The organism is Vibrio sp. Vb1980 (assembly GCF_033338615.1).
Taxonomy (GTDB): domain Bacteria; phylum Pseudomonadota; class Gammaproteobacteria; order Enterobacterales; family Vibrionaceae; genus Vibrio; species Vibrio alginolyticus.
Genome location: NZ_JAWOSZ010000014.1, coordinates 91,571 through 113,021 on the forward strand (window position 1 = coordinate 91,571; position 21,451 = coordinate 113,021).

General features: G+C 42.3%; 26 protein-coding genes and 1 other RNA gene. 17 read left to right on the forward strand and 10 right to left on the reverse strand.

The genetic code is table 11. The annotated features are described in order from the left end of the window. Window positions 1-354: 354 nt before the first annotated feature. Window positions 355-951, reverse strand: a complete 597-nt coding sequence (gene grpE, locus R7F64_RS18670) for a nucleotide exchange factor GrpE (protein ID WP_021034134.1) — start codon at window positions 949-951, stop codon at window positions 355-357. Between the two features lie 146 nt (window positions 952-1,097). Between grpE and nadK the strand changes: the two genes are divergently transcribed. The 5 genes from nadK to bamE all read left to right on the forward strand — a co-directional run bounded on the left by nadK (window position 1,098) and on the right by bamE (window position 6,375). After that, a complete protein-coding gene (gene nadK / locus R7F64_RS18675) occupies window positions 1,098-1,982 on the forward strand; it encodes an NAD(+) kinase (protein WP_005381631.1) in 885 nt (294 codons plus the stop codon). A gap of 265 nt (window positions 1,983-2,247) precedes the next feature. Then, window positions 2,248-3,438, forward strand: a complete 1,191-nt coding sequence (locus R7F64_RS18680) for a DUF3103 domain-containing protein (RefSeq protein ID WP_005383752.1) — start codon at window positions 2,248-2,250, stop codon at window positions 3,436-3,438. Between the two features lie 166 nt (window positions 3,439-3,604). Continuing rightward, window positions 3,605-5,269, forward strand: a complete 1,665-nt coding sequence (gene recN / locus R7F64_RS18685) for a DNA repair protein RecN (RefSeq protein ID WP_005383750.1) — start codon at window positions 3,605-3,607, stop codon at window positions 5,267-5,269. Between the two features lie 21 nt (window positions 5,270-5,290). Further along, window positions 5,291-5,773: a GNAT family N-acetyltransferase gene (locus R7F64_RS18690; RefSeq protein WP_005381636.1), complete on the forward strand. Its 483-nt coding sequence runs from the start codon at window positions 5,291-5,293 to the stop codon at window positions 5,771-5,773. A 242-nt stretch (window positions 5,774-6,015) separates the two neighbouring features. Next, entirely contained in the window at window positions 6,016-6,375 is a 360-nt protein-coding gene (gene bamE / locus R7F64_RS18695) for an outer membrane protein assembly factor BamE (RefSeq protein WP_017820585.1), read from the forward strand. 101 nt (window positions 6,376-6,476) lie between these two features. Here the strand turns inward: bamE and R7F64_RS18700 are convergent, their stop codons facing one another. Together R7F64_RS18700 and R7F64_RS18705 are read right to left on the reverse strand one after the other, a co-directional pair. Next, window positions 6,477-6,836 carry an RnfH family protein gene (locus R7F64_RS18700; protein WP_005381640.1) on the reverse strand — a complete coding sequence of 120 codons (360 nt, stop codon included), beginning with the start codon at window positions 6,834-6,836 and terminating at the stop codon, window positions 6,477-6,479. Continuing rightward, window positions 6,826-7,269: an SRPBCC family protein gene (locus tag R7F64_RS18705; protein WP_005381641.1), complete on the reverse strand. Its 444-nt coding sequence runs from the start codon at window positions 7,267-7,269 to the stop codon at window positions 6,826-6,828. The genes R7F64_RS18700 and R7F64_RS18705 overlap by 11 nt, the downstream gene beginning before the upstream one ends. Window positions 7,270-7,388: 119 nt before the next feature. Here R7F64_RS18705 and smpB point away from each other — a divergent pair, with 119 nt between their 5' ends. The 11 genes from smpB (at window position 7,389) to R7F64_RS18760 (ending at window position 13,742) form a co-directional block, all read left to right on the forward strand. Beyond that, complete coding sequence (smpB, locus tag R7F64_RS18710; RefSeq protein ID WP_005381642.1) at window positions 7,389-7,874, forward strand: SsrA-binding protein SmpB; 486 nt, start codon at window positions 7,389-7,391, stop codon at window positions 7,872-7,874. A 66-nt stretch (window positions 7,875-7,940) separates the two neighbouring features. Next, window positions 7,941-8,308: a transfer-messenger RNA gene (gene ssrA, locus R7F64_RS18715) on the forward strand. Window positions 8,309-8,484: 176 nt separating this feature from the next. Next, entirely contained in the window at window positions 8,485-9,735 is a 1,251-nt protein-coding gene (locus R7F64_RS18720) for an integrase domain-containing protein (RefSeq protein ID WP_065275053.1), read from the forward strand. Window positions 9,736-9,837: 102 nt separating this feature from the next. Beyond that, window positions 9,838-10,653 carry a hypothetical protein gene (locus R7F64_RS18725; protein ID WP_065274226.1) on the forward strand — a complete coding sequence of 272 codons (816 nt, stop codon included), beginning with the start codon at window positions 9,838-9,840 and terminating at the stop codon, window positions 10,651-10,653. 117 nt (window positions 10,654-10,770) lie between these two features. Next, the gene (locus R7F64_RS18730) at window positions 10,771-11,001 is read left to right on the forward strand and encodes a helix-turn-helix transcriptional regulator (RefSeq protein ID WP_065274225.1); all 231 of its coding nucleotides are present in this window, start codon (window positions 10,771-10,773) and stop codon (window positions 10,999-11,001) included. Beyond that, entirely contained in the window at window positions 11,001-11,372 is a 372-nt protein-coding gene (locus R7F64_RS18735) for a hypothetical protein (RefSeq protein ID WP_065274224.1), read from the forward strand. The genes R7F64_RS18730 and R7F64_RS18735 overlap by 1 nt, the downstream gene beginning before the upstream one ends. Further along, window positions 11,369-12,181, forward strand: coding sequence for a phage regulatory protein/antirepressor Ant (locus R7F64_RS18740; protein ID WP_082240140.1), 813 nt, complete (start codon window positions 11,369-11,371; stop codon window positions 12,179-12,181). Before R7F64_RS18735 ends, R7F64_RS18740 begins: the two co-directional genes overlap by 4 nt. 11 nt (window positions 12,182-12,192) lie before the next feature. Beyond that, window positions 12,193-12,756, forward strand: coding sequence for a hypothetical protein (locus R7F64_RS18745; RefSeq protein ID WP_318071973.1), 564 nt, complete (start codon window positions 12,193-12,195; stop codon window positions 12,754-12,756). After that, window positions 12,753-13,085, forward strand: coding sequence for a hypothetical protein (locus tag R7F64_RS18750; RefSeq protein WP_065274222.1), 333 nt, complete (start codon window positions 12,753-12,755; stop codon window positions 13,083-13,085). The genes R7F64_RS18745 and R7F64_RS18750 overlap by 4 nt, the downstream gene beginning before the upstream one ends. Window positions 13,086-13,096: 11 nt before the next feature. Beyond that, window positions 13,097-13,327, forward strand: coding sequence for a hypothetical protein (locus R7F64_RS18755; protein ID WP_065274221.1), 231 nt, complete (start codon window positions 13,097-13,099; stop codon window positions 13,325-13,327). Continuing rightward, window positions 13,320-13,742 carry a hypothetical protein gene (locus tag R7F64_RS18760; RefSeq protein WP_065274220.1) on the forward strand — a complete coding sequence of 141 codons (423 nt, stop codon included), beginning with the start codon at window positions 13,320-13,322 and terminating at the stop codon, window positions 13,740-13,742. The genes R7F64_RS18755 and R7F64_RS18760 overlap by 8 nt, the downstream gene beginning before the upstream one ends. An 898-nt stretch (window positions 13,743-14,640) precedes the next feature. Here the strand turns inward: R7F64_RS18760 and R7F64_RS18765 are convergent. From R7F64_RS18765 to R7F64_RS18775, 3 genes are all read right to left on the reverse strand, one after another. Next, entirely contained in the window at window positions 14,641-15,060 is a 420-nt protein-coding gene (locus tag R7F64_RS18765; protein WP_203514064.1) for a hypothetical protein, read from the reverse strand. A gap of 109 nt (window positions 15,061-15,169) precedes the next feature. After that, complete coding sequence (locus R7F64_RS18770) at window positions 15,170-16,177, reverse strand: hypothetical protein (RefSeq protein WP_258500894.1); 1,008 nt, start codon at window positions 16,175-16,177, stop codon at window positions 15,170-15,172. A 16-nt stretch (window positions 16,178-16,193) separates the two neighbouring features. Further along, entirely contained in the window at window positions 16,194-16,496 is a 303-nt protein-coding gene (locus R7F64_RS18775) for a hypothetical protein (protein ID WP_318071974.1), read from the reverse strand. A gap of 121 nt (window positions 16,497-16,617) precedes the next feature. Here R7F64_RS18775 and R7F64_RS18780 point away from each other — a divergent pair, with 121 nt between their 5' ends. After that, complete coding sequence (locus tag R7F64_RS18780) at window positions 16,618-17,634, forward strand: IS110 family transposase (protein WP_318071975.1); 1,017 nt, start codon at window positions 16,618-16,620, stop codon at window positions 17,632-17,634. A 343-nt stretch (window positions 17,635-17,977) separates the two neighbouring features. Here R7F64_RS18780 and R7F64_RS18785 read toward each other — a convergent pair whose 3' ends face one another. The 4 genes from R7F64_RS18785 to R7F64_RS18800 all read right to left on the reverse strand — a co-directional run bounded on the left by R7F64_RS18785 (window position 17,978) and on the right by R7F64_RS18800 (window position 21,246). Then, entirely contained in the window at window positions 17,978-18,412 is a 435-nt protein-coding gene (locus R7F64_RS18785; protein WP_318071976.1) for a hypothetical protein, read from the reverse strand. 151 nt (window positions 18,413-18,563) lie between these two features. Continuing rightward, window positions 18,564-19,319, reverse strand: coding sequence for a DUF3944 domain-containing protein (locus R7F64_RS18790; protein WP_006741457.1), 756 nt, complete (start codon window positions 19,317-19,319; stop codon window positions 18,564-18,566). 160 nt (window positions 19,320-19,479) lie between these two features. Next, a complete protein-coding gene (locus R7F64_RS18795) occupies window positions 19,480-20,310 on the reverse strand; it encodes a hypothetical protein (protein ID WP_171345179.1) in 831 nt (276 codons plus the stop codon). A gap of 159 nt (window positions 20,311-20,469) precedes the next feature. Next, entirely contained in the window at window positions 20,470-21,246 is a 777-nt protein-coding gene (locus R7F64_RS18800) for a hypothetical protein (protein WP_318071977.1), read from the reverse strand. Window positions 21,247-21,451: the final 205 nt, after the last annotated feature.

Here is a 21,451-nt window from a genome sequence, read left to right on the forward strand (position 1 = left end):
AAGCATTAGTCGCAAATCATACACACCGAAGTTACAAAATAAAGTGATAATTTACATTTTTGTTAACGACATTGTTTTAGAAAAAATGACTATATTTACATTCCTATGCAGAACAAATATTCACACAACGAATGATTACAATCACTTATAGCCCTTTCCGTTAATAAACACGCAGCGAGATGAGAGAAAATCTCCTATAGGAAAATAATTAACCAATAGGAAAAAATATGAAGGGGATCAAATTTTCATTTATCGATATACAACGAAGTTCGATGCAGTCATTTATGTTTAAAACAAAAAAGCGCCCATCAAAAATGATGGGCGCTTTTATATTTAAAAAACAGGTAGTTAAAGTTACTTAGCAACCATTACCATTGCCGGACGAATCACACGGCCGTTTAGTTCGTAACCTTTTTGCATAACAAACATAACAGTGTTTGATTCATGATCAGGGCTCTCCTGAATCGACATCGCTTGATGGAACTCTGGATTGAATGCTTCACCTTCAGGGTTGATTGCTTTCAAGCCAAATTTCGCTACAACGTCTACAAACGTTTTATGTGTTAGTTCAACGCCTTCTAGGAACGGCTTCACAGTTTCATTCTCTGTATCTGCCGCTTGAATTGCACGCTCTAGGTTATCAATAACAGGAAGCAGCTCTTCTGCAAACTTGTTCAACGCAAACTTACGTGCTTTATCGATCTCTTGCTCAGTGCGACGACGCATGTTTTCTACTTCAGCTTTAGAACGCAACACCGCATCTTGTTGCTCTTTTACTTTTGCCTCGCTAGACAATAGTGCCGCTTCTAGTTGAGCAATCTTAGCGTCTGTCTCATCACCAAGCTCTTCAAGCTCAGCTTCAACTTCTTGTGCTTCAGCTTCTACTTTTTCAGCCTCTTCGATGATTTGATCAAGCTCTTCTTCTGTAACTTTGTTTTCTTCGTTGCTCATGATATCTCCAGAATTCAACATAATGCCCTTAAAGCCATGCGCGTTTTTGCGGGCTTTAACCACATAAAAATTCGCATATTTAGGTGACTTGCCATTATTATGGGGATGAAGATTCCTGATTCAAGCCTCTTTAATGCGGAAATGCTATGAAAAATCCATGTAACGTGATCGCGATTATCGGAAAACCAAGAGATCAACAAGCAATTCAAACTCATAAAGAGTTGTACCAATGGTTGACCTCTGAGGGCTATAAAGTATTCATTGACGATCGCCTTGCCGCAATACTGGATGATATCCCACAGAGTCAGTTTGCTAGCTTAGTTGAACTAGGAAAAAATGCCGATCTAGCCATTGTGGTTGGTGGCGATGGCAACATGCTAGGTGCAGCAAGAATTTTATCCCGATTTGATGTACCAGTTATAGGCGTGAACCGTGGAAATCTGGGCTTCTTAACTGACTTGAACCCAGACGACTTCCAAGCGTCTCTGCAAGCGGTACTCGACGGTGAGTATATTGAAGAGGAGCGTTTTCTTTTAGAGGCGGAAGTACACCGCCACGGACAAATAAAGAGTCATAACGCTGCGCTAAACGAAGCCGTACTTCACCCAGGGCAAATTGCCCATATGATTGAATTTGAAGTGTACATAGATGAAAGCTTCGCCTTCTCTTTACGGGCCGACGGTTTGATTGTCTCCACTCCGACTGGCTCGACGGCATATTCACTTTCTGGCGGCGGCCCAATTCTTTCTCCTAGCTTGAATGCCATTTCACTCGTGCCAATGTTCCCGCATACATTGTCGAGTCGACCTTTGGTGGTTGATGGAAAACGTCGAATTAAATTGGTGGTATCACCAGAAAACCGTGGAACACAAGAAGTTAGCTGTGATGGACAAGTCTCACTTCCAGTTACCCCTGGCGACGAAATTCACATCTATCAAAGTCCAAATGTACTAAAGCTCATCCATCCAAAAGACTACAGCTACTATCACGTCTTACGGAATAAGCTTGGCTGGTCTAGTAAATTGTTCTAACACTTGTTACTCAGGGTAATAACTTCAATAAAAAAGCCAGCAGCTCAATTGCTACTGGCTTTTGGCTTTCTTAGACAAGAAATAGACACAAAGTAGTGAGGCGACACGATATTTGTCATCATTAAAGAGAAGCTTATAAATTTTGATCCTGTGGGCAAACTTTACACAAAAGATAGAAAAGCAAATTCAATGATCTATGTCCGGTGATATTCTCACCATGAATAGAGTATTAACTCTATTTCATACAATCAATAAAGGACATATTATGAAGAAAACCATCATTCTGTCTGTTCTCAGTACATTAGCACTTATTGGCTGCCAATCAGAGGAAACGCAAGTCAACAGTGTGTCCAATGCAAAAGCGGAAGATATCACTAAGACGAAACGGGCCCTAGCTCAACAATTGAGTGAGAATTATGCTGCCATTGAACCCATGCTGAGAAGAGATATTACTCCGCAACAGACTAACGTGTCTGTATCAGCATTTGTTAAGCAAAACCCTAACTCAGAGTTCAGCCGCCAGCTTGTACAAGCTGACACTCAAATTCGTAGCTGGAAAGGTATTTCTGAATACTCTGATCAGTTGTTAGAAGTTCGCTTGGCAAATGAAGCCATGATAACAGCATGGCAAAGTGGCGAGGTCGAGCCATTATTTGCATTTGAACCAAGTGGTGATGATGAGAATTGGCAATACATCGAAGCATTTGATGTTTATGGCAACATCCATCAACTCGATGTTTACCAGCTCCCTGAGGTACCTGTACTTGTCGTTGATAACAATAGCTCTGCAGAGCTAAAAGCAGGCTTGCAAGCTATGCAAGCTGAGATGAAAAAACTCGGTCAACCAGCTTTAGTTCAACCATATATTGCTGATGAACAACGCCAAAATACACCGCTATTGTCAAGTAGCGCAGTGGGCGAAGCGGCTCCAATTCAAACCACGCAGTTGAAAAAGATCCGTCTAGCCGATGACAAAGAACCTTGGATCTCTGGCAAGGCAGAAATCTACGCTATCGTAACGGGCGTCAATCCAAGTCGTGATGAACCTACTCTCGATTTGGTGGAGCTTCCATACTTAGACTACGATAACCAAGATTACTATCCAAATCAGATCATTATTCACTGGTCTCGTTACCGCTGGGGTGCGGCAGACATTGTGCTCATGGAGCAAGATGACGGCACAGACTATAAACAATTGGCAAAACTCCTTGTTCAAGTTGCCGAAGAAGTATTGAAAGCGATTCCAGATCCAGAAGTTCAGGCTTACGCGATTATTCCGCAAATCACGAACAAGATCATCGACACTATCCCCGATGGTGTACTCACGAATGATGATGACTTCGTCGACGTTTACTACACTCTAATGCAAGATACTTCATACGTAGATCACCCAGGTGCAGGTGTGAATGCAGTCGTCACACTAGAACCACTAACGATTAACCCAACTCGTCCGTAACCTGTTCAATTTTAATGAGTCGTTGTAATCACATCGGCTCATTTTTCCCACTTCATCACAAAAAAACAGCCTACAAAGAAAATTTTCCCTACCTGACTTTACTGTATAAAGAAACAGTATATACTGTTCCCTTATACAGTATTGTTCAGTTATACAGGTAAATAAAATGCTGGCTCATCTAAGTGTTAATAATTTTGCGATTGTTAAGTCTTTACAACTCGAGCTTTCTAAGGGCATGACCACCATTACAGGTGAAACAGGCGCGGGTAAATCCATTGCTATCGATGCTTTAGGGCTCTGCTTAGGCGGACGAGCCGATGCCGGCATGGTGCGACAAGGTGAAGAGAAAACCGAAGTTAGCGCCGCTTTTTTATTGGACAACAACTTACATGCAACACGTTGGTTAGAAGATAACGATCTGCTAGATGGCAGTGAGTGTATTTTGCGTCGTATTATCACAAAAGAAGGCCGCTCAAGAGCCTTCATTAATGGCAGCCCTGTTCCACTATCACAACTCAAATCTCTAGGGCAGCTACTTATCAATATCCATGGGCAGCACGCTCATCATCAATTGATGAAAAGTGAGCACCAAATGGCCATGCTCGACCAATATGCTGGGCATTTAAACCTACTAAAAAGCACACGAAGTGCTTACCAGCATTGGCGTCAGGCGGATAATAACCTCAAGCAGCTAAAAGAAAATAGCCAGCAAAACCAGGCGCAAAAACAGTTGCTTGAATACCAAATCAAAGAACTGAATGAGTTATCGCTAGGTGAAGAAGAATTTGCAGAGCTCGAGCAAGAGCATAAACGACTATCCAACAGTGGTGAACTCGCCACTACCTGTCAGCAAGCCATCGAACTTATTTACGAAGGTGAAGAAGTCAATGCGCTTGGTATTTTGCAATCGGCCAATCACTCCCTAATTCAATTAGCCGAATTAGATGAAAAGCTATCTGAGCTACCTAACATGCTGTCAGAAGCGATGATTCAACTTGAAGAAACGAAGAATGAATTACGCAGCTACTTAGATGGCATCGATGTTGATCCAGCTCGTATGGCTTATGTAGAAGAACGTTTTTCTAAAGTGATGTCTGTAGCTCGTAAACACCACGTAATGCCAGAAGAACTCTACCAGCATCATCAAGATCTTCTGGCCCAAGTAGAAGCGTTAGATTGCTCCGATGAACGTTTAGATGAACTTGCTCAAGAAGTAGAACACAAGTACCAAAGCTTTCTAACACAAGCAGAAAAACTGCACAAATCACGCAGCCGTTACGCAAAAGAACTGAACAAACTGATCACACAAAGCATGCACGAATTGAGCATGGAGAAAGCAGTATTCAGTATCGAAGTTAGCAATGACAACACGCACCCATCGCCGCTTGGCATGGACAGCGTGTGCTTCTTAGTATCGACCAACCCGGGACAACCATTGCAACCTATAGCAAAAGTTGCGTCAGGCGGTGAGCTATCACGTATCTCTCTAGCTATCCAAGTGATCACCGCTCAGAAAGTAGATACACCAAGTTTAATCTTCGATGAAGTGGACGTAGGTATTAGTGGCCCAACAGCTGCCGTAGTGGGCAAAATGCTACGCAAGCTTGGCGAATCTACTCAAGTATTGTGTGTCACTCACCTCCCTCAAGTTGCCGGATGCGGCCATCAACAAATGTTTGTTGCTAAGCAAACCAAAGCAGGCCAAACCGAAACCCAAATGCACGCATTAGATGAACAACAACGTGTGGCAGAATTAGCTCGCTTACTTGGTGGTAGTCAAATAACCGACTCAACGTTGGCAAACGCAAAAGAACTGCTTATCGCCGCTTAATAAATCGATAAGGGATGAGATATGGATATCAGAGCAATACACAAAACCAACTGCTTAGATCTCATCCCTATTTTTATTGAGTTAGAACATTACTACTTCAAAGAAAAAGCTTCATCAAAACACGATCTGGTCCATTATCTAAAGAGCCAAGTCTTCTCTGAACATTCTGGTGTTAATATCATTGCGGTTTACGATAATGATGACGTCGTAGGCTTTGCATCTTATACCGTCATGTTCCCTGCCCCAAAACTCTCAGGGCAGATGTACTTAAAAGATCTGTTCGTATCTTCGAAGGTTCGAGGAAAAGGGGTTGGTCTCAAGTTAATGAAGTATCTGGCATCTTTGGCGATCAAGTGTGGATGCCAAAGGTTGGACTGGACAGCTGAAAGTAGTAACCCTACCGCAGGTCAGTTTTACCGCTCAATTGGTGCAACACTAATTCATGAAAAAGAGTATTATCGTTTTTCAGGTGATGCATTACGCGAATTCGCCAAAACCGACTAACGAGTCACTAGGCTTTGCTCACCGCTGAAAGCGTCCATCACCCTACTTCCGATTGAAATTTGCTCTTCGTCACCTAACTAATACGTCATGTGGTGACATTTACCGCCTAATATCGGTGAATAAATGCAACTCAACTCAAAATTCGTTGTCAGATTGTCTACCATACGACGCATAGCTTTTTACATCTGCGTCGAGCTTGTTTATTATCAGCGCAGTATTTTAAAGGTTACTAAGAAATTATTATGCAATTAAAGAAGTGGTTAGTTGCCGTACCATTAGCAATGACATTGCTGACAGGATGTTCGGTATTGGAAAGACTGGTTTATCGTATTGATATCAACCAAGGCAACTATGTAGAACAAAGTGCGGTTGATAAATTAAAGTTTGGGATGACTAAAGCACAGGTTCGCTTCGTATTAGGGTCGCCAATGCTTATTGAAAACGGCTATCCAAACACTTGGTATTACATCTATCATCATACTCCTGGCCATGGCGAACCAGTACAGAAAGATCTGATTGTAAACTTTAATGACCAAGGCACACTCGCAGACATCAGTGGTGACTTTCCAAAAAGTGACGCATTTTACGAGCAAATTCAGTAAACTGACTTTTGCAAAAAAACCTCCCGTTTGGGAGGTTTTTTATTATATAGAAATCACGTTAGTCAAACTTTGAGTAACTCACATGAGCTATTGGGTTTATATTAATCCTGCTTATTTTTACGTACAGAACTAGGCTTGCCACCGGTGACTGGGTCTGCACTCCCCTCGGCTTTAGCCTGCTCCGCCCGTTTACGGCGAATCTCTTTCGGATCGGCGAGTAACGGACGATAAATCTCTATTCGATCTCGATCTCGAACGGTCGCATCTAACTTCACGTTACGACTAAACACACCCACTTTGTTCTTGGACAAATCAATTTCAGGGTACAACTCCAATACACCGGATTGTCGAATGATCTCTTCTACCGTTGCGTGATTATTTACCACTAAGTTAAATACACGCTGTTCATGAGGAAGAGCATAGACAACCTCAACGTGAATCATATCTGACTCAATACTCATAACACTCGTAGACCTGTTTTGCGCGTTTAGTAAATGCATTTACCATATTACTAGTAAGCTCGTTAAAAATCTTACCGAAGGCCATCTCAATCATTTTACTTGAGAATTCAAACTCAAGCTTTAGTTCAACCTTGCAAGCTTGTTCATCTAGCGCGGTAAAAATCCAACCACCACGCAACGTCTTAAACGGGCCATCCACCAAGTTCATCATAATTGCCTGACCGGGGATCAACTCATTTGAAGTCGTAAACGTTTTGCTGATTCCAGCCTTCGCCACATCGACAGAAGCCACCATACCATTCCCCGAAGACTCAATGATTCTAGAGCCCGAGCAACCAGGCAGAAATTCAGGGTATTTAGCAACATCATTAACCAGATTGAACATCTGTTCGGCGCTAAAAGACACAAGCGCAGAACGGCTGACTTGCTTCATACATACTCCTATCGATACATGTACAGATTTAAAGCTACTCGCCAATTTTACTTTTATTCCACGATTGCGCAAATAAAAGGATTTCCTATCCGATATCCAACCCGTATAATGACGCTATTATGGCAAAGAAAAAAACGAAACAAAAAGCGGGTAGCAATACTATCGCGCTGAATAAAAAAGCTCGCCACGAGTATTTCATCGATGATGAAATCGAAGCTGGCTTGGAGCTCCAAGGTTGGGAAGTGAAAGCCCTTCGCCAAGGTAAAGCCAATATTTCTGAAAGTTACGTATTTATGCGTGACGGTGAAGCCTTTGTGAGTGGCATGACAATCACTCCTTTAAATCAGGCATCGACACACGTTGTGGCGAACCCTACACGTGTGCGTAAACTACTAATGAGTCGTCGTGAGCTGGATAACCTATTCGGACGTGTAAACCGTGAAGGTATGACATTAACGGCCCTCTCACTGTACTGGTCTCGCTCTTGGGTGAAACTAAAAATTGGCGTAGCAAAAGGTAAAAAGCTGCACGATAAACGTACGGATCTAAAAGAAAAAGACTGGGCAAGAGAAAAAGCACGCGTAATGAAGAGCGCGCTGCGTTAATCTTGACCACTTAAACGCATAGTACTGGACAGCCAATGCTTTTCTGTTACTATGCGAATATTACCTGGGGCTGATTTAGGATTCGACGGGAATTCAGAAGTCTGAGGTGCATGCCGAGGTGCGGTAGGCCTCGTTAACAAACCGCAAAAAAATAGTCGCAAACGACGAAAACTACGCACTAGCAGCTTAATAACCTGCTAAGAGCTCTCTCGCCCTAGCTTCCGCACGTAAGACGGGGATCAACGAGGGATCAAACCCAAACGCGCTAGCCCGGATTCTCCCGCCTGAGAGATGAACGGCGAATTTTAATTCAGGCTAGTCATTCATTAGCGTGTCGGTTCGCAGGTGGGTGGCGAAATTAAAGATCGACTAAGCATGTAGTACCAATGATGAACGGTTTTCGGACGCGGGTTCAACTCCCGCCAGCTCCACCAATCATAAAAATCAAGACGTCTCAGGACGTCTTTTTTTATGCCCCAAGCCTAGTATTTTCAAGGCGTTACAGGTACACAAGGTTTCAAGAGGTATTGCTACAGCTCAGATTTTTAGTATTATTCTTAGTATTACCACTCTCGGTAGTACTACTCTGGTAATACTAAAAGGCGTCAATATGGCTAGAACCGTTCAACCACTTACCAACACGCAAGTAAAGCAAGCCAAACCCAAAGATAAGGTTTATGACCTTTCAGACGGTGGCGGCTTACAGCTACGAATCAAACCCAACGGCTCCAAATTGTGGAACTTCTTTTATCCGCGTCCTATAACGAAAAAGAGAAACACCATTAGCTTTGGTAGTTTTCCAGAGGTAACACTTGCTCAAGCTAGAGAACTACGAAAAGAAGCGCGCGCCCTACTTGCTCAAGGCATTGATCCAAAGACCTATCGAGAAGAAGTTCAAGCGGCCAAGCTAGAAGAAGAAACGAACACCCTAGCCAACGTAGCCGCGCAATGGTTTGAGAAGAAAAAGAAAGGTGTCACTCAAGCACACGGTGAGGATATTTGGCGTTCTCTCGAATTACACGCATTCCCCACGCTAGGGCAATTCCCGATTAGTAGTATTACCGCACCTAAAGCAATAGCCGCGCTCAAGCCACTTGAAGCAAGCCAAAAACTCGACACCTTAAAGCGAGTCAATCAACGCCTAAATGAAATTATGGATTTTGCCGTTAATACTGGCCTTGTTCACTCTAACCCACTAACAGGCATCAAAGCAGCATTCGACAAACCAGTCAAAACGAACAATCCCCACATTAGACCCGAGCAGTTGCCAGAACTACTAGCAGACATAGCCAAGGCTAACGCTAGAAAGGTAACAAAGCTTTTAATTACATGGCAGCTTCACACCATGACGCGCCCTAATGAGGCAGCCGGAACACGGTGGGATGAAATAGATCTAGATAGCCGAACGTGGTTGATACCCAAAGAGCGCATGAAAGGAAGAATGGATTTGCGCAGAGAACACCGCATACCTATCACTGACCAGATGATCAGTATTTTGGAAGAAATGCGCCCTATCAGCAGTAATAGCCCGTTTGTCTTTCCAGCCGATCGCAATCACCACAAGTCAGCCAATGAGCAAACGGCCAACAATGCGTTAAAGAGTATGGGTTACCAAGGCAAACAAACGGCTCACGGATTGCGCGGCCTAGCCTCAACCACACTACACGATAACGGCTTTGAACATATCGTCATTGAGGCATGCCTAGCCCACAGGGAGAAAAACTCAGTATCAGCCGCTTATAACCACAGTGACTACTTCGAGCGAAGAAAGCCGATTATGAGCTGGTGGAGCGAACACATAGAACAGGCTAGTTATGGGAACTTGAGCCTCACTGGTACGCGCGCACTAAAGGCAGTGTAAACAAGAATTCAGATAATGCGCTGGCTAGGGTAGCTCCCGAACGTCGTCACTCTAACGGCTACCAGCGCCCCCTTTTAGAGTCACATTGAGAGAGTGTGAGTTATGGCGAAGAAGCCTCAACCCTTAGCCCTAGAAACCAAACTACCTTACATAGAGTATTGTACGCTTGAGCAAGCCGCCGAACTTCTCAGTGCTCCGTTGTGGATGATAGATCACTACATTGAAATAGGTGCTGTTCATCCTGTAGTTCAGCTAAATAGACGGGTGGATAGTGAAAACATCACAACTATAGACGCGAATGGTCACGTTGCTGTCCCAGACGCTAATACACTAGAGAAAGCTAATGAATGTAGATATAGCAAGATAAGAAGTATCGGTGACGGTGAATATTTGTTGTCGGGTCTCTGGAAGATAATAAACCTCGTGATAATTAAGGACATTTTGTCTTGTAGAGAGCCTGGGCAACGGGCTGTTGGTTTATCGAGCTTAGTCCGTTTCTCTCCGGTAGATGTAAAAGGAGAGGTCTTTGTATCAAATCTTTGTACCTATACAGTATTTGATGACCAGATAACAAGAAGCGATTTACTTCTTTTAAGGGATGACTTGCTAGCTATTGAGGGAGCCATAGAAAAGCATCAACCAATTAGCAACATTTACAACGATAAGAAATTATCCAAGGAACATACAAAACAACTAGCAGCAAACCAAGCTGGTGCCGTTCGCACCACACCAAAACAAAGCGATCTTATTGTCGCATTGATCCTCTCTCATCCGAAGTTAGGTAAAGAAGTCCTAAAAGAACCTTTTGCAGCATGGGAAAAGATAAACACGCAGTTTTCGAGTGACGCCATCAAATTCAACGAAAATATAACGAAAGAATCAGTAGGAAGGTGGATTAACGCTAGCTCTAAAGCATGACCTTATTTTCATTGAAAATAAGAAAAAAACTCCTTATTTTCAACCGCTACCATTATAAATTTTATTTAATAGCCCCGAAGTTCACAAAGAATCAAGAAGAAATAAAAGGGGCTAACCATGTCACATCACCACAATGACCACCCAACTAAAAACCAAGTCCGATTTATCCGACTATCCGAAGTACTGAATAGAACCGGATTATCCAAGGCTCACGTATACCGCTTGATGAATGATGGCGAGTTTCCGCAGACGGTTAGCTTGGGCTTACGTGCTGTTGCTTGGCTTGAATCAGAAGTTAACCAATGGATTGAACAGAAACTTACTCAGCGCAACGAGGTGGTCAGCTAATGGATATCAACGAGAACGGGAGCAAGCGAGTACTAATCCTCGTCAATCCAACACCTAGCGCTGGTGGGCATACAAGACCGGCTAAATCATTCCTCAGTGAGCAAAGCGCACTAGATTATGCCTTAGAGGGTGATGCACTTCTCTATGTGTTCGAAGACTCGACAGTATACCCGATGGTTCGAGGTGCAAGGTCTGGGGCTGGATGGGGGCGGTCTATGGCTGAATCTTTCCTTTATTCAGGGCTGGAACTGGAAAAGGGTGAGGTCATTGATATGTGCTTTCACGAAGATAAACAAACAAGCATTGGGTTTGTTAATGTGCTGGTGGATTACGTTATTGAATGTCGTAAAGAACAGGAAGCGGGGCTATGAAAAAAGAAAACGCCCAGCAAGGGGCGCAATCCGTTTCAGTTTCCGATAACGAGTATAGCACTATCCACCCGATAGCCAATGCTGGTGAACCTATAGCTATGAGCAGTAGAGAGGTAGCAGCACTAACTAGTAAGCGTCATGCTGATGTAATGAGAGATGTTAGGGTAATGCTTGATGAGCTTGAAAAAGATGTACGCAATTTTGCTCACATCTATTTTGATGCTCAGAACCGAGAGCAAACCGAATATAGGCTAGATAAAGACCTAACCTTAACTTTGGTTTCTGGTTACAGCATCAAGCTACGTCACGCGATTATTCAAAGGTTAGATGAGCTAGAAAGAGCATCACAGCCCCGAATGCCACGCACCAGAACGGAGGCTATCGAGATGATGCTAGAGCAAAGCCGAATGTTAGACCACCAGCAAGCCTATATTGAAGAGACTAAGCATGATGTTGAGTTTGCTAAGGCTGTGAGTTCGTCTAAGGACGGGAAGAAGCTAGAGGAGTTTGCAAAGGTTGTAGGTATCGGCAGAAACAAGTTATTTGCCTATTTGCGAAAGGCTAAAATCCTCCAAACAGACAACGTTAGAGAGCACAGTGATACTCATAATGTACCTTATCAGCGCTATCTCGATGCTAAGTACTTCACTGTTAGCCGTAAAGCATACCAAAGCTCATCAGGTAGACATCGAGGCCACACAACTCTAATTACTGGCAAGGGTGAGTTATGGCTAACTAAGCAGCTCATTAAAGATGAACTGTTGCCAGCACCAGCACAAAAGCCACCAGCACACGCCCACCAGCTTTAGGACTAAATAGAATGAAAACTACAGTGTATGCGGTAAATTCGCAGGGGTTCGGCTTGCCTAAAGAAAACCATAGCGGTATATTCGTTCGCACTAAAGCAAAATCTTTAGTCGGGATTGGTCTCCCGCAATATTACTCGGCGCATAGACGCCAGCTCACTATTAGTGCTGGTTTTTTTATGCGTACAATCTGCACACATTTTTGTAATTCCTTAGGGAAGTTGCATCTAAATTATGGTGGGCTGGTTGAGGGCGCTTCGGCGCGCCGTTTCCGAGTATGCGGTAAGACCAACCTTGATCAGTCCACCACCAGCCGATTGGTCTCTGCTTGTGGTGGTTATATCAAACCATACTCGGAGGCTGTCATTATGACTACTACCCCTACCCAAGCTGTAACCTCAGCAATGATCTACACATTTATTGTCGCTGGTGGCGTTCGTGCGCTATCTGACTTTAAGCGCATCCGTACTATTTCAACCCACGCTAAAAGCGAACAGGAAGCCCGTCACGCCCTTTTAGGCTTGCCGCTGGTGTTTGTGTCTCGTACTCCCTCAAATGCTCAGGAGGTGGCTGCATGAGTCCACAAGAAAAGGATAATCAGGTACTGGCTCTGGAAATGGCTTGTAGCGTTATCGAGTGCGCCTACGATGCTCTGTGTCTTCAACGGGAAAGTGTACAAGATGATCTGTGTTGGGCTTTAAAAAGCCTGTACGAATCCTTAGTAGATATTGACTGTCCTTGCGCCCAAAAAATAGCTGGCCTTGCGAATATTGTTTCAGAGAACATAAGCTCTGGCGCGAAATTTAAACACAATGATCTACTTAACATCCTTACTTTCATGTTGAATGTTGCTCAAAAGTCTCTAGAGAAACCTGAACAACAGCCAACGCTCCTACACCAGCGATAGGAGCACATTTGATGACAAATACAGCATTGAAACTGAACGCTCTAATTAATCATGAATACTCTGTGTCATTGACGATTGAAGAGTTGGCGCGTCAGACGTGCATGCCTGCAACCGAGATAGAGGCGGCAATCAAAGTTCTTGAGGATAGAAATCTTGTAACCGTGGTTAAGCTCCCTTTGTCGGAACCTCGCTACATTATTGATATTAAGGGCATTAAAAATCAGGGAATGCGAAATGGCTAAAGATCGCAAAAACAGGGGGCGGTTTGCTGGCATTCCTGTGTTTGTTATGGAGTCTAGCGCCTATGTGACATTACCACCCTTGGCTAAGTGTTTGTTGTATGAACTTGCCGCACAGTACAACGGGAAAAACAACGGCTATTTGAGTCTGACTAGAGCAGATTTAAAGGATAGAGGCTACCCCTCTACAAATTCAAATACAAAGGCAATAAACATATTAGTTCAAGCTGGGCTTATCACGCAGACTCGCAACGGTGGGGTAGCTAAAGGTAGGCGAATTTGTAATCTGTTTGCTTTGAACTGGCAGCCAATAGACGAAAGGATTGATAAGTCTCTTGAGCGCGGTTTTCCGTTCAATGGTAGTTTTCAATTGTGGCTAGAAGATATGAGTAAACAGGTTAAAATCTTAGCTCGCTAAAAAATCAGGCGTATTGATTTAATACACGGTAGTCCTATTTACGGTATTGATTTAATACACGGTAGATCTCCAACGGTATTGATTTGATACACGGAAGGAAAAAGTCAGTTTAACTAGAAGCCCCGTCCCATATAGGTTTGGGGCTTTTTTATGGAAGTTGTTAAATATATGTACCGTGTATTGATTTAATACACCTTTATATATAACCATACCTATAAAATAAAAATTATGGCTTACGTATGCGCGCGGGTCATTTTCGGATTAAACGCTTTTTCAGTTTTGTAGGTAAATCACCATACTTCAGAGCTAAGGCGATGCCGAAGAGATTATATGAGCCATTGGCAAGTACGTGAAAGACAGCCATAACTATCGGAAGACAATATAGCCTGAACGAAAATGGGTCACTTTAACGCTATCCAGAACGATGTGAAGACTAACGCTTGATTGGTTTTATACTAATTTTGTTTTATATTGACGCTAAATAGTCGAGGAAAAAACAATAAAGTTTGATCACAACAACTACAATCACATAGCCAGCGCATTTAACGCTGGCTTATTTTTGCCCCAAAGTTTGTTTCGTCAAAAAGAACAGGATTGTTACTGGTTGAATTTTGACCAAGTATAACTAATCTGACATCCACGATTCACAAAGTACGAAAAATGGGCATCATTGTGCTGTTCTTGTTTCAAGCGCACTCGCTGACTTTTGCCCTGTAAATCAAGTTCAAAGTGTCACAAACTTTCAAAACGATTTTGGGCCATTTAGGTATAGATTTCTTATTAAAACCGTTGCTAACGCTTTCTAGGTAACAGGAAGCCTGATTTTTGATAGCTAACTTACGGATTTACCATAGTAGGAATAATGACTACCTAATTTCTAATGCCACGCGTTATACCTTTAGTCGACTTGACATGAAAAACTACACGTTATTGAGCGATATTTGGCATGCTTGCTGTAATCTCTGCCATCAAACCAATACGTTTTTTGATTTACCGACACAGAGCAGCTATTGATCGAAGTACTTCCTAAAGCGCAAAATGATAGTTGTTTTTTTAGAGCCTCTGGCTCAATGAAGTACTGGCAAGTTAAAGACAACTCTTCTTGGTTATCATAACGTTGTAATACGCCGATTCTGTCCTTTTTTACTTCATATAATCCATCTTGACGCTTTACTGAGTCTTGGAAAATATCTTTATCCGCTCGTAATGCACAGAACCCATCACTCTCAGCATAAAGATTGACTTTTACAGGCTCACTTGCATTAGCAACCCCTGTAGAAACCATCAACATTGCTACAGTACTAACTATCAATTTCATAGAATCCTCCCTGAGGTATAACGCCCCGCATCACCGGCAGCAGAAAGCAGAGCGACGAGGAACGAGGTGCGGCGCTTTTTGCTGTCCGAGTGCATGCAATTGTTAGCTGCTATTTATACATGTTGGAAATAACAAAGCTATTTGCCATAAGATCAAACAGCTTTTCGTATTTTTTTAACCCACCACGCTCCGCAGGCTCTCCATTAATTGATGTCATTACTTGGCCTTGAATTTGGATCATTTTGTTTTTGTAGAAGATGGTGTACATGATTGTCTCCATGCCGACTGTGTTTCTTACCCTCGACATGTTCAATTTGAAATGCACCCAAAAACCAGGCAAGTTCTCTAGTGTTAATTTTCCGCTGTTAATATAAACTCCACCATCAGGTATGAAATCTTGAATATCTTTAGGGTTTAATATTTCCAACACATCTTTTTCTGTGATTTTCTCACCGGCCTGCAATGGTACTTCTTTGATTAGGATGAGCAGCATCTCAAGTCCTCTGCCGCTCTCACTAACAAATTTTTGTACGATATTTGGCCGATTGCCTTCTTTCGCAACCCATGTTTTAGGTGATTCAATAGAAAATGCTACGCCCTTTGCTTTTCCAACACCATTTGTTGAGTACTTGTATTTGTAACCATCAAGAAACTCTCGCTCTGGGTTATTTTCATAACCAGACTTAAAAAGTAGCAATGTCTCAATAACTGGAGATTCTATATTTCCTTTTGCTCTTTCTCGGACTAACTCAACAAATTGACGAGCTTGTGTTTCTGATATTTGCTCAATGTTGATAGAGCTCGCAATTTGAGTGGTGAGTTGTTTTTTGATTTTACTCCATTCGCTTTTGGCGTATTTCGTCATTAACGCATCCATGCCTTCAATAGACGATTTGAAGGTTGCTGAAAACTCCTTCTCCGCTATTAGAGCCATTCCTGACATTGAGGGGTATTTCTTGGAAATTTCGTTCAAGGAATAGTTTTGCCCCAAGTAGAAACCATAAGCTTGACCGATATCTTTAGCCAATGCATTGGTGAGCTTGATTTCCGCATATGCATAGGGGGTCGATACGATTACAAGCAATAGCATTAAAATTAGGCGAACTGCGTTATTCATGGTTATTTCCTTATATTTATTGCTCTGGTTTTTCTTTTTCCTTCTTATTCAGAAAAGAGAAAAACAGGTACGCAAAAACGAATGCGCCACCCATATCAAGCGGGTTGCTTAGCGTGATTGTTATACCTATATCTTCTGAAATTACTTGGTATCTAATGAATTTGGCAGCAGACAAAGCAACAACATTGACGAAAAACAACAGTATCGTCAGTCCCCAAGCAATGCCACGTGAGGCGGGCGCATTCTTAAATGCTGTTTTATTCAGTATCGTTGCCAGTCCCCAAATTATCAGGCCATAAACTATCCAATCTACGATCATTTTCGATTCTCCTTGTGCAGCTAACGCCCAGTTAAGGTGATGAGATGGTCTCCCCCTACCACTTCACATGGTCATAAGCCATGCTTGGAGTGTTCAGGTCCTGAAGCAAAAGGAGAAGACCATGACTCAGCATAAAATCATCGGCATCGACTTAGCAAAAAATATTTTCTTCCTTGTTGAAATCCATCATAAAGGAAAGAACCTCAATCGTAAGAAACTTCAACGAAGTAAACTACTTAACTATATCGCAAAACAAAGTCCATGCATCATCGCGATGGAGGCTTGCTCTGGTGCACATTACTGGGCTCGCGAACTCGAAAAGTTAGGTCATGAAGTTATTTTGTACCCACCTCAGCATGTCAAAAATCAGCGCCGCAAACAAAAGAACGACTACAACGATGCTGAAGCGATTGCTGAACTCGCACTCTATCAACGGACCTACCCTGTCCAACATAAGTCCATCGAACAGCAAGATATTCAATCATTGATTCGAATGCGCAGGCTATGTGTCACCGAGAGAACCCGCCTGATTAATCAGGTTCGAGGGCTAATTGCCGAGTACGGCATCATAACCCCGCAAGGTAAAGCGTCTTTTAGGCAAGCTATTCCCGAAATACTGGAAGACATCGAAAACCAGCTCTCACCAATATTACGTGAGCTTCTATCTCGTCAGTACGAACGCTATTTATATATCGATGAACAGATCCAATGGTTTGAAGATAAACTCAACCAAACCGTTAAACAATTTGATAATGCCAAGCGGCTGATGTCCATCCCTGGCTTTGGACCACTTACTAGCCAAGCTGTTGCCGTATGGCTTGGCTCAGGGCAGCAGTTTAAGACTGGGCGAGATGCATCTGCTGCTATGGGGTTGGTACCGAAACAAGATACGACGGGTGGAAAGGTCATTCTTCTCGGGATAACTAAACGAGGTAATACTTACATTCGATCTTTACTGGTTCATGGTGCTAGAGCCGCTTTAAGACGAGCCAAATTCAAGTCCGACAAACTGAGCAAATGGATGTTAGATCTCCAAGAGCGACGAGGTGCCAATCGCGCTGCAGTAGCGCTCGCAAACAAGCTTATGCGAATAGCTTGGGCCGTCACAACAAAAAATGAAGAGTATCAACCAACATAAAGCAACGACACCACCCTTTGCAAAGTACGTAGTGAGATGAATAACAGGATAAATCCTACACGTTGAAAACCTTCTGCTCACGCTGGCTTTTAAAGTCGATAAGGTGATTAGGACTTCGTGTTCGACTGCCTCATCTTGGCCAAGGCGATAGCCGCTAAAACAGGCCGTATATATGGTAGTTAACCTGCGCTTTTAATCATACTGCTGACTTGCAAAACTGGGGGAGACCATATATGTGAGCAACGCAATACCGATACTACCGCATACCACCTTAAACACTAAAAGCAACGCATAGTAAAAATGCCATGCGTTGCGAATCACTCTTAAACAGATTGTTATATTTTTATTTGACACATGAGCCCAAAGCCAACTCAAAGACACTACCTGAGAAATTTGATGCTGCGCCTTGTAGTTTAACTAAATGGCTAAATAAATCTTCCACCTCCTTCTGTGATAAAGCCTTAAGCTTCTCACTGCATGGACCTGTCATTTTATCTAACAAGTCACTGTTTTTTGCACCGGCTAGCATCGGACGACAATAATTAACGTGCTCTGTAAGCTCGGAAATTTTCCATCTGGAGATAACATCTAAAGTGGCGGCATATGTCATTAAATTTTTATTATCCACAGCACTAGAGACTGTGAAATCCACTACACATTGCTCTGCCTCGGTCAGTGTAGTTTCGTCTTTTACTTTTTGAACTACTTCGTCAAGTTGAGGTTTTTCTTCGCAACCTACCAAAAGAAGTACTCCAATTAATAATGGTATTTTTTTCATTCTTATCCTCCTAAAAATATAACGCCGCATTAAGGTGTGAGCAACGCTGCCACACAACTAAACCATACCACCGTAAACACAAAACCCAACGATGACACCGAAAATGCCAAGCGTTGGGAATCACTCTTAAATGCTTTGTTAGCAGTATATCTTACGAGAACTCGACTTCTTCAGCTTGTTTTTCATAGATATGTTTCTGCCTCAAAACGGATACTTGGATTACAGCAGGGATTGTTACACGGTATGCAGCACCAGCAACATCAACAGCAGTCCATAGACCAGTAATAGCCCAACCAATTGGTCCAGTCAAAACCGCCATTGTTCTAGTAAGCGCTGCATTACCCGCGAACGTCAAACCACGACCAATTAATGCTTTGGCCACGGCATTTACGATAATTAGTGTTAGCTGATATGACTTGAAACCTCCGGCACGAAATACCGCCTGAAAAACACCAACCATTGCTTCTTTCGTTATGCCTGAAGTATTTTTTACACCCGTACTCAATGCCAATTCTTTGAGCTCTTCCGGAGACATTTTTTCAATAGCCTCCTCGAGAATTTTCATTAACAAATTTTGCTCAATCTTTTCGACACTAGAGTTTTTATTGTAATTTACTTTCATCTTATCGCAGACATCAGTCAACACTTCCTTATACTCGACGCCTTTACCACCACGTAACAAAGTCACAAAAGTGTTGGCACCGAAGCATTGTATTTCTGCAGCTATTTCTTCCCAGTACATCGAATGATCTGGATAGTGTCTTTTATATTTAGCGTGCTGAGTTAGTTCTTCAGTAAAACGCTCCTCACCATCTTTATCATGAGTTAAACAATAAACTAAGTCACTAAGGTCTTCTGATTTAATTGCTCCTAAGAACTCTAAGTCACTATCATATCTGTAAGCCATTTTTTTTCCTTTATTACTATTTTACTTATTACACTAACTTGTACTGCTAACGCCCTGTTAAGGTGTGAGCAACGCAATACCGAAGTCACCGCATACCACCTTAAACACTGAACGCAACGCATAGTAAAAATGCCACGCGTTGCGAATCACTCTTAAACAGTTATGTGAATTTAAACCCATATGCTTTGATCGAAATATCCTTAATTTTACTTTCACCGATACATCTTTTTAAATTTGAGTACACTTTTAGTGCTTCACTGTAAAATTGCTCATGTTCAGGATCATCAGAAGCACAATCGACAGCCTTTGCAAAACATTTGGTGGCAGAGAACAGCTTGGAAATACAGATAATCATCAACATATGCTTCAAAGCGAGGCTTTCGTTACGAGTATCCGGTAAGGGGATAACTGCAAACTCACCTTTATGATTCAAGGCAGACCTTGTCTCATCTGCTACCTGTTGTAACGTAGGGTGCTTCATTTTGCACAATAGCTTGTAGTTGTGATAACACAATTTCCAAGCCGTATTAAATTCATCATCATTTGGGAATTCATCCGGAATGTTCCCGTATAAATCTTTGTATGCTGCCATTTTGCAAAGTTTTCGAGCACCCCAAGGAACATCACCATTCTTGTTAAGTAGAACTTCATCAGCCAAGTCTTGACGCTCAACAAGGCAATTAACAACAAGTGCATTTTCATAAAGCGAAGCAGCGACACATGCTGCTTGGTAAGGATAACCCCAATTAATCAATAACCACGCACCTCTAAAATCACTCATGGTACGCTTCAAAAATGCAGCAGAAAGTTTGATAGATTTTGAACCTGAGTTTTTACCTTTGAGAAATGGAGCTTTAATAGCCAAGTTCATACAATCTTCAGCTAAAGAATCCCAAGGCTTTAAGTCTTCAAAACTTCGGTCTATTGCACCGACTTCGAGGCGAGCCAAATAGTTCCAATAGTGATCTTGCCAGTTGTCTTCAGAAATCATATTTCAATCACTTACATAGGATCCCAATAATTCACATAACGCCGCGTTAAGTGGTGAACAACGCAAACCACCAAACCTAAGCCATTGTACCTTAAACACTTAACCTGACTTGAACTGAAATCGCCAAGCGTTGTGAATCCGTCTTAAACGCTTTGTTAGCTATTCTTTTGCGTACTTTTTAGCAAACTCTCTTAATACCTGACTATTATTCGCAGATTCCACCCGTCCACACGCCACCCCATTAAACTCAATTTCTGGATTCGAATAAGCAGATATTACATTTTCCTCATAAGACATAACTGTTCCACGCTGTGAACAAACAAAACCAAGTGCATAACTCTTTTTAGGTGGATAGTAACTTCTAAAGTACTCTTCCAAATCAAAATTTTCATCAGCGTCTTTTAACGTTCTTATATCATGTGAAGCACCACTCAAATGCCCAATTTCATGCTCCATAACATGATCTGGACAATTCAATGCAATTGTATAGGTAAACGATGAGTTTGAACTGTACCCACACCAGTTTGATTCATGACTTTCCAACCAATTAGAAAACACAATTGCAGTAAATATTGGCTCACCTCGTTCATTTACTTCGGGCAGCTCTCGTTTTAAATTTAACTTCAGTAATGCTTCTGCTACATTGACGTCCTGAAACCAAGTAGAGTTCATAGCTGTAACATACTCTATGTGTGTTGCTTCTCTTACTATAGGAATACAAGAATTTTCCAAGGTTAAATTGGAATAAGCAACCCATGAGTTAATTTTTGCTCCCACAAATTCCCTAGAATACTCGTCAAGAACTTGTTTATTTACGTAGAAATGTAGCTCTGTTTTCAATGGATTTTTTACTTCACATTCCGGCAACGAGAGCTGACCAGCTTTAGTCGTATACGATATTATGACTAACATTATCAAACAGCTGAGAATTTTCATTGTACCTCTTTGATAGCTAACGCCCTGTTAAGGGGTGAGCAACGCTAACCACCCAACCTAAACATTTGCACCGTAAACACTTTTACCAAATTTAGCATTAAACCGCCAAGCGTTGGGAATCCCTCTTGAACAGTTTGTATGGATAATAAGTACTCCAATCGGGTAAGGTGAGACCCAGACTTTAGCTGCAACTAAAGTTCTTCTA

What these genes read in the sequence shown, in the direction of transcription:
- R7F64_RS18705 (WP_005381641.1), bottom strand. Translation starts at nt 7,269, where the DNA reads ATGAAGCAAGTCAGCCGTTCTGCGCTTGTGTCTTTTAGCGCCGAACAG.
- recN (WP_005383750.1), top strand. Translation starts at nt 3,605, where the DNA reads ATGCTGGCTCATCTAAGTGTTAATAATTTTGCGATTGTTAAGTCTTTA.
- R7F64_RS18745 (WP_318071973.1), top strand. Translation starts at nt 12,193, where the DNA reads ATGAAAACTACAGTGTATGCGGTAAATTCGCAGGGGTTCGGCTTGCCT.
- grpE (WP_021034134.1), bottom strand. Translation starts at nt 951, where the DNA reads ATGAGCAACGAAGAAAACAAAGTTACAGAAGAAGAGCTTGATCAAATC.
- R7F64_RS18680 (WP_005383752.1), top strand. Translation starts at nt 2,248, where the DNA reads ATGAAGAAAACCATCATTCTGTCTGTTCTCAGTACATTAGCACTTATT.
- R7F64_RS18775 (WP_318071974.1), bottom strand. Translation starts at nt 16,496, where the DNA reads ATGATCGTAGATTGGATAGTTTATGGCCTGATAATTTGGGGACTGGCA.
- R7F64_RS18720 (WP_065275053.1), top strand. Translation starts at nt 8,485, where the DNA reads ATGGCTAGAACCGTTCAACCACTTACCAACACGCAAGTAAAGCAAGCC.
- R7F64_RS18725 (WP_065274226.1), top strand. Translation starts at nt 9,838, where the DNA reads ATGGCGAAGAAGCCTCAACCCTTAGCCCTAGAAACCAAACTACCTTAC.
- R7F64_RS18790 (WP_006741457.1), bottom strand. Translation starts at nt 19,319, where the DNA reads ATGGCTTACAGATATGATAGTGACTTAGAGTTCTTAGGAGCAATTAAA.
- nadK (WP_005381631.1), top strand. Translation starts at nt 1,098, where the DNA reads ATGAAAAATCCATGTAACGTGATCGCGATTATCGGAAAACCAAGAGAT.
- R7F64_RS18765 (WP_203514064.1), bottom strand. Translation starts at nt 15,060, where the DNA reads ATGAAATTGATAGTTAGTACTGTAGCAATGTTGATGGTTTCTACAGGG.
- R7F64_RS18800 (WP_318071977.1), bottom strand. Translation starts at nt 21,246, where the DNA reads ATGAAAATTCTCAGCTGTTTGATAATGTTAGTCATAATATCGTATACG.
- R7F64_RS18735 (WP_065274224.1), top strand. Translation starts at nt 11,001, where the DNA reads ATGGATATCAACGAGAACGGGAGCAAGCGAGTACTAATCCTCGTCAAT.
- smpB (WP_005381642.1), top strand. Translation starts at nt 7,389, where the DNA reads ATGGCAAAGAAAAAAACGAAACAAAAAGCGGGTAGCAATACTATCGCG.
- R7F64_RS18750 (WP_065274222.1), top strand. Translation starts at nt 12,753, where the DNA reads ATGAGTCCACAAGAAAAGGATAATCAGGTACTGGCTCTGGAAATGGCT.
- R7F64_RS18780 (WP_318071975.1), top strand. Translation starts at nt 16,618, where the DNA reads ATGACTCAGCATAAAATCATCGGCATCGACTTAGCAAAAAATATTTTC.
- R7F64_RS18760 (WP_065274220.1), top strand. Translation starts at nt 13,320, where the DNA reads ATGGCTAAAGATCGCAAAAACAGGGGGCGGTTTGCTGGCATTCCTGTG.
- bamE (WP_017820585.1), top strand. Translation starts at nt 6,016, where the DNA reads ATGCAATTAAAGAAGTGGTTAGTTGCCGTACCATTAGCAATGACATTG.
- R7F64_RS18770 (WP_258500894.1), bottom strand. Translation starts at nt 16,177, where the DNA reads ATGAATAACGCAGTTCGCCTAATTTTAATGCTATTGCTTGTAATCGTA.
- R7F64_RS18700 (WP_005381640.1), bottom strand. Translation starts at nt 6,836, where the DNA reads ATGAGTATTGAGTCAGATATGATTCACGTTGAGGTTGTCTATGCTCTT.
- R7F64_RS18785 (WP_318071976.1), bottom strand. Translation starts at nt 18,412, where the DNA reads ATGAAAAAAATACCATTATTAATTGGAGTACTTCTTTTGGTAGGTTGC.
- R7F64_RS18795 (WP_171345179.1), bottom strand. Translation starts at nt 20,310, where the DNA reads ATGATTTCTGAAGACAACTGGCAAGATCACTATTGGAACTATTTGGCT.
- R7F64_RS18755 (WP_065274221.1), top strand. Translation starts at nt 13,097, where the DNA reads ATGACAAATACAGCATTGAAACTGAACGCTCTAATTAATCATGAATAC.
- R7F64_RS18740 (WP_082240140.1), top strand. Translation starts at nt 11,369, where the DNA reads ATGAAAAAAGAAAACGCCCAGCAAGGGGCGCAATCCGTTTCAGTTTCC.
- R7F64_RS18690 (WP_005381636.1), top strand. Translation starts at nt 5,291, where the DNA reads ATGGATATCAGAGCAATACACAAAACCAACTGCTTAGATCTCATCCCT.
- R7F64_RS18730 (WP_065274225.1), top strand. Translation starts at nt 10,771, where the DNA reads ATGTCACATCACCACAATGACCACCCAACTAAAAACCAAGTCCGATTT.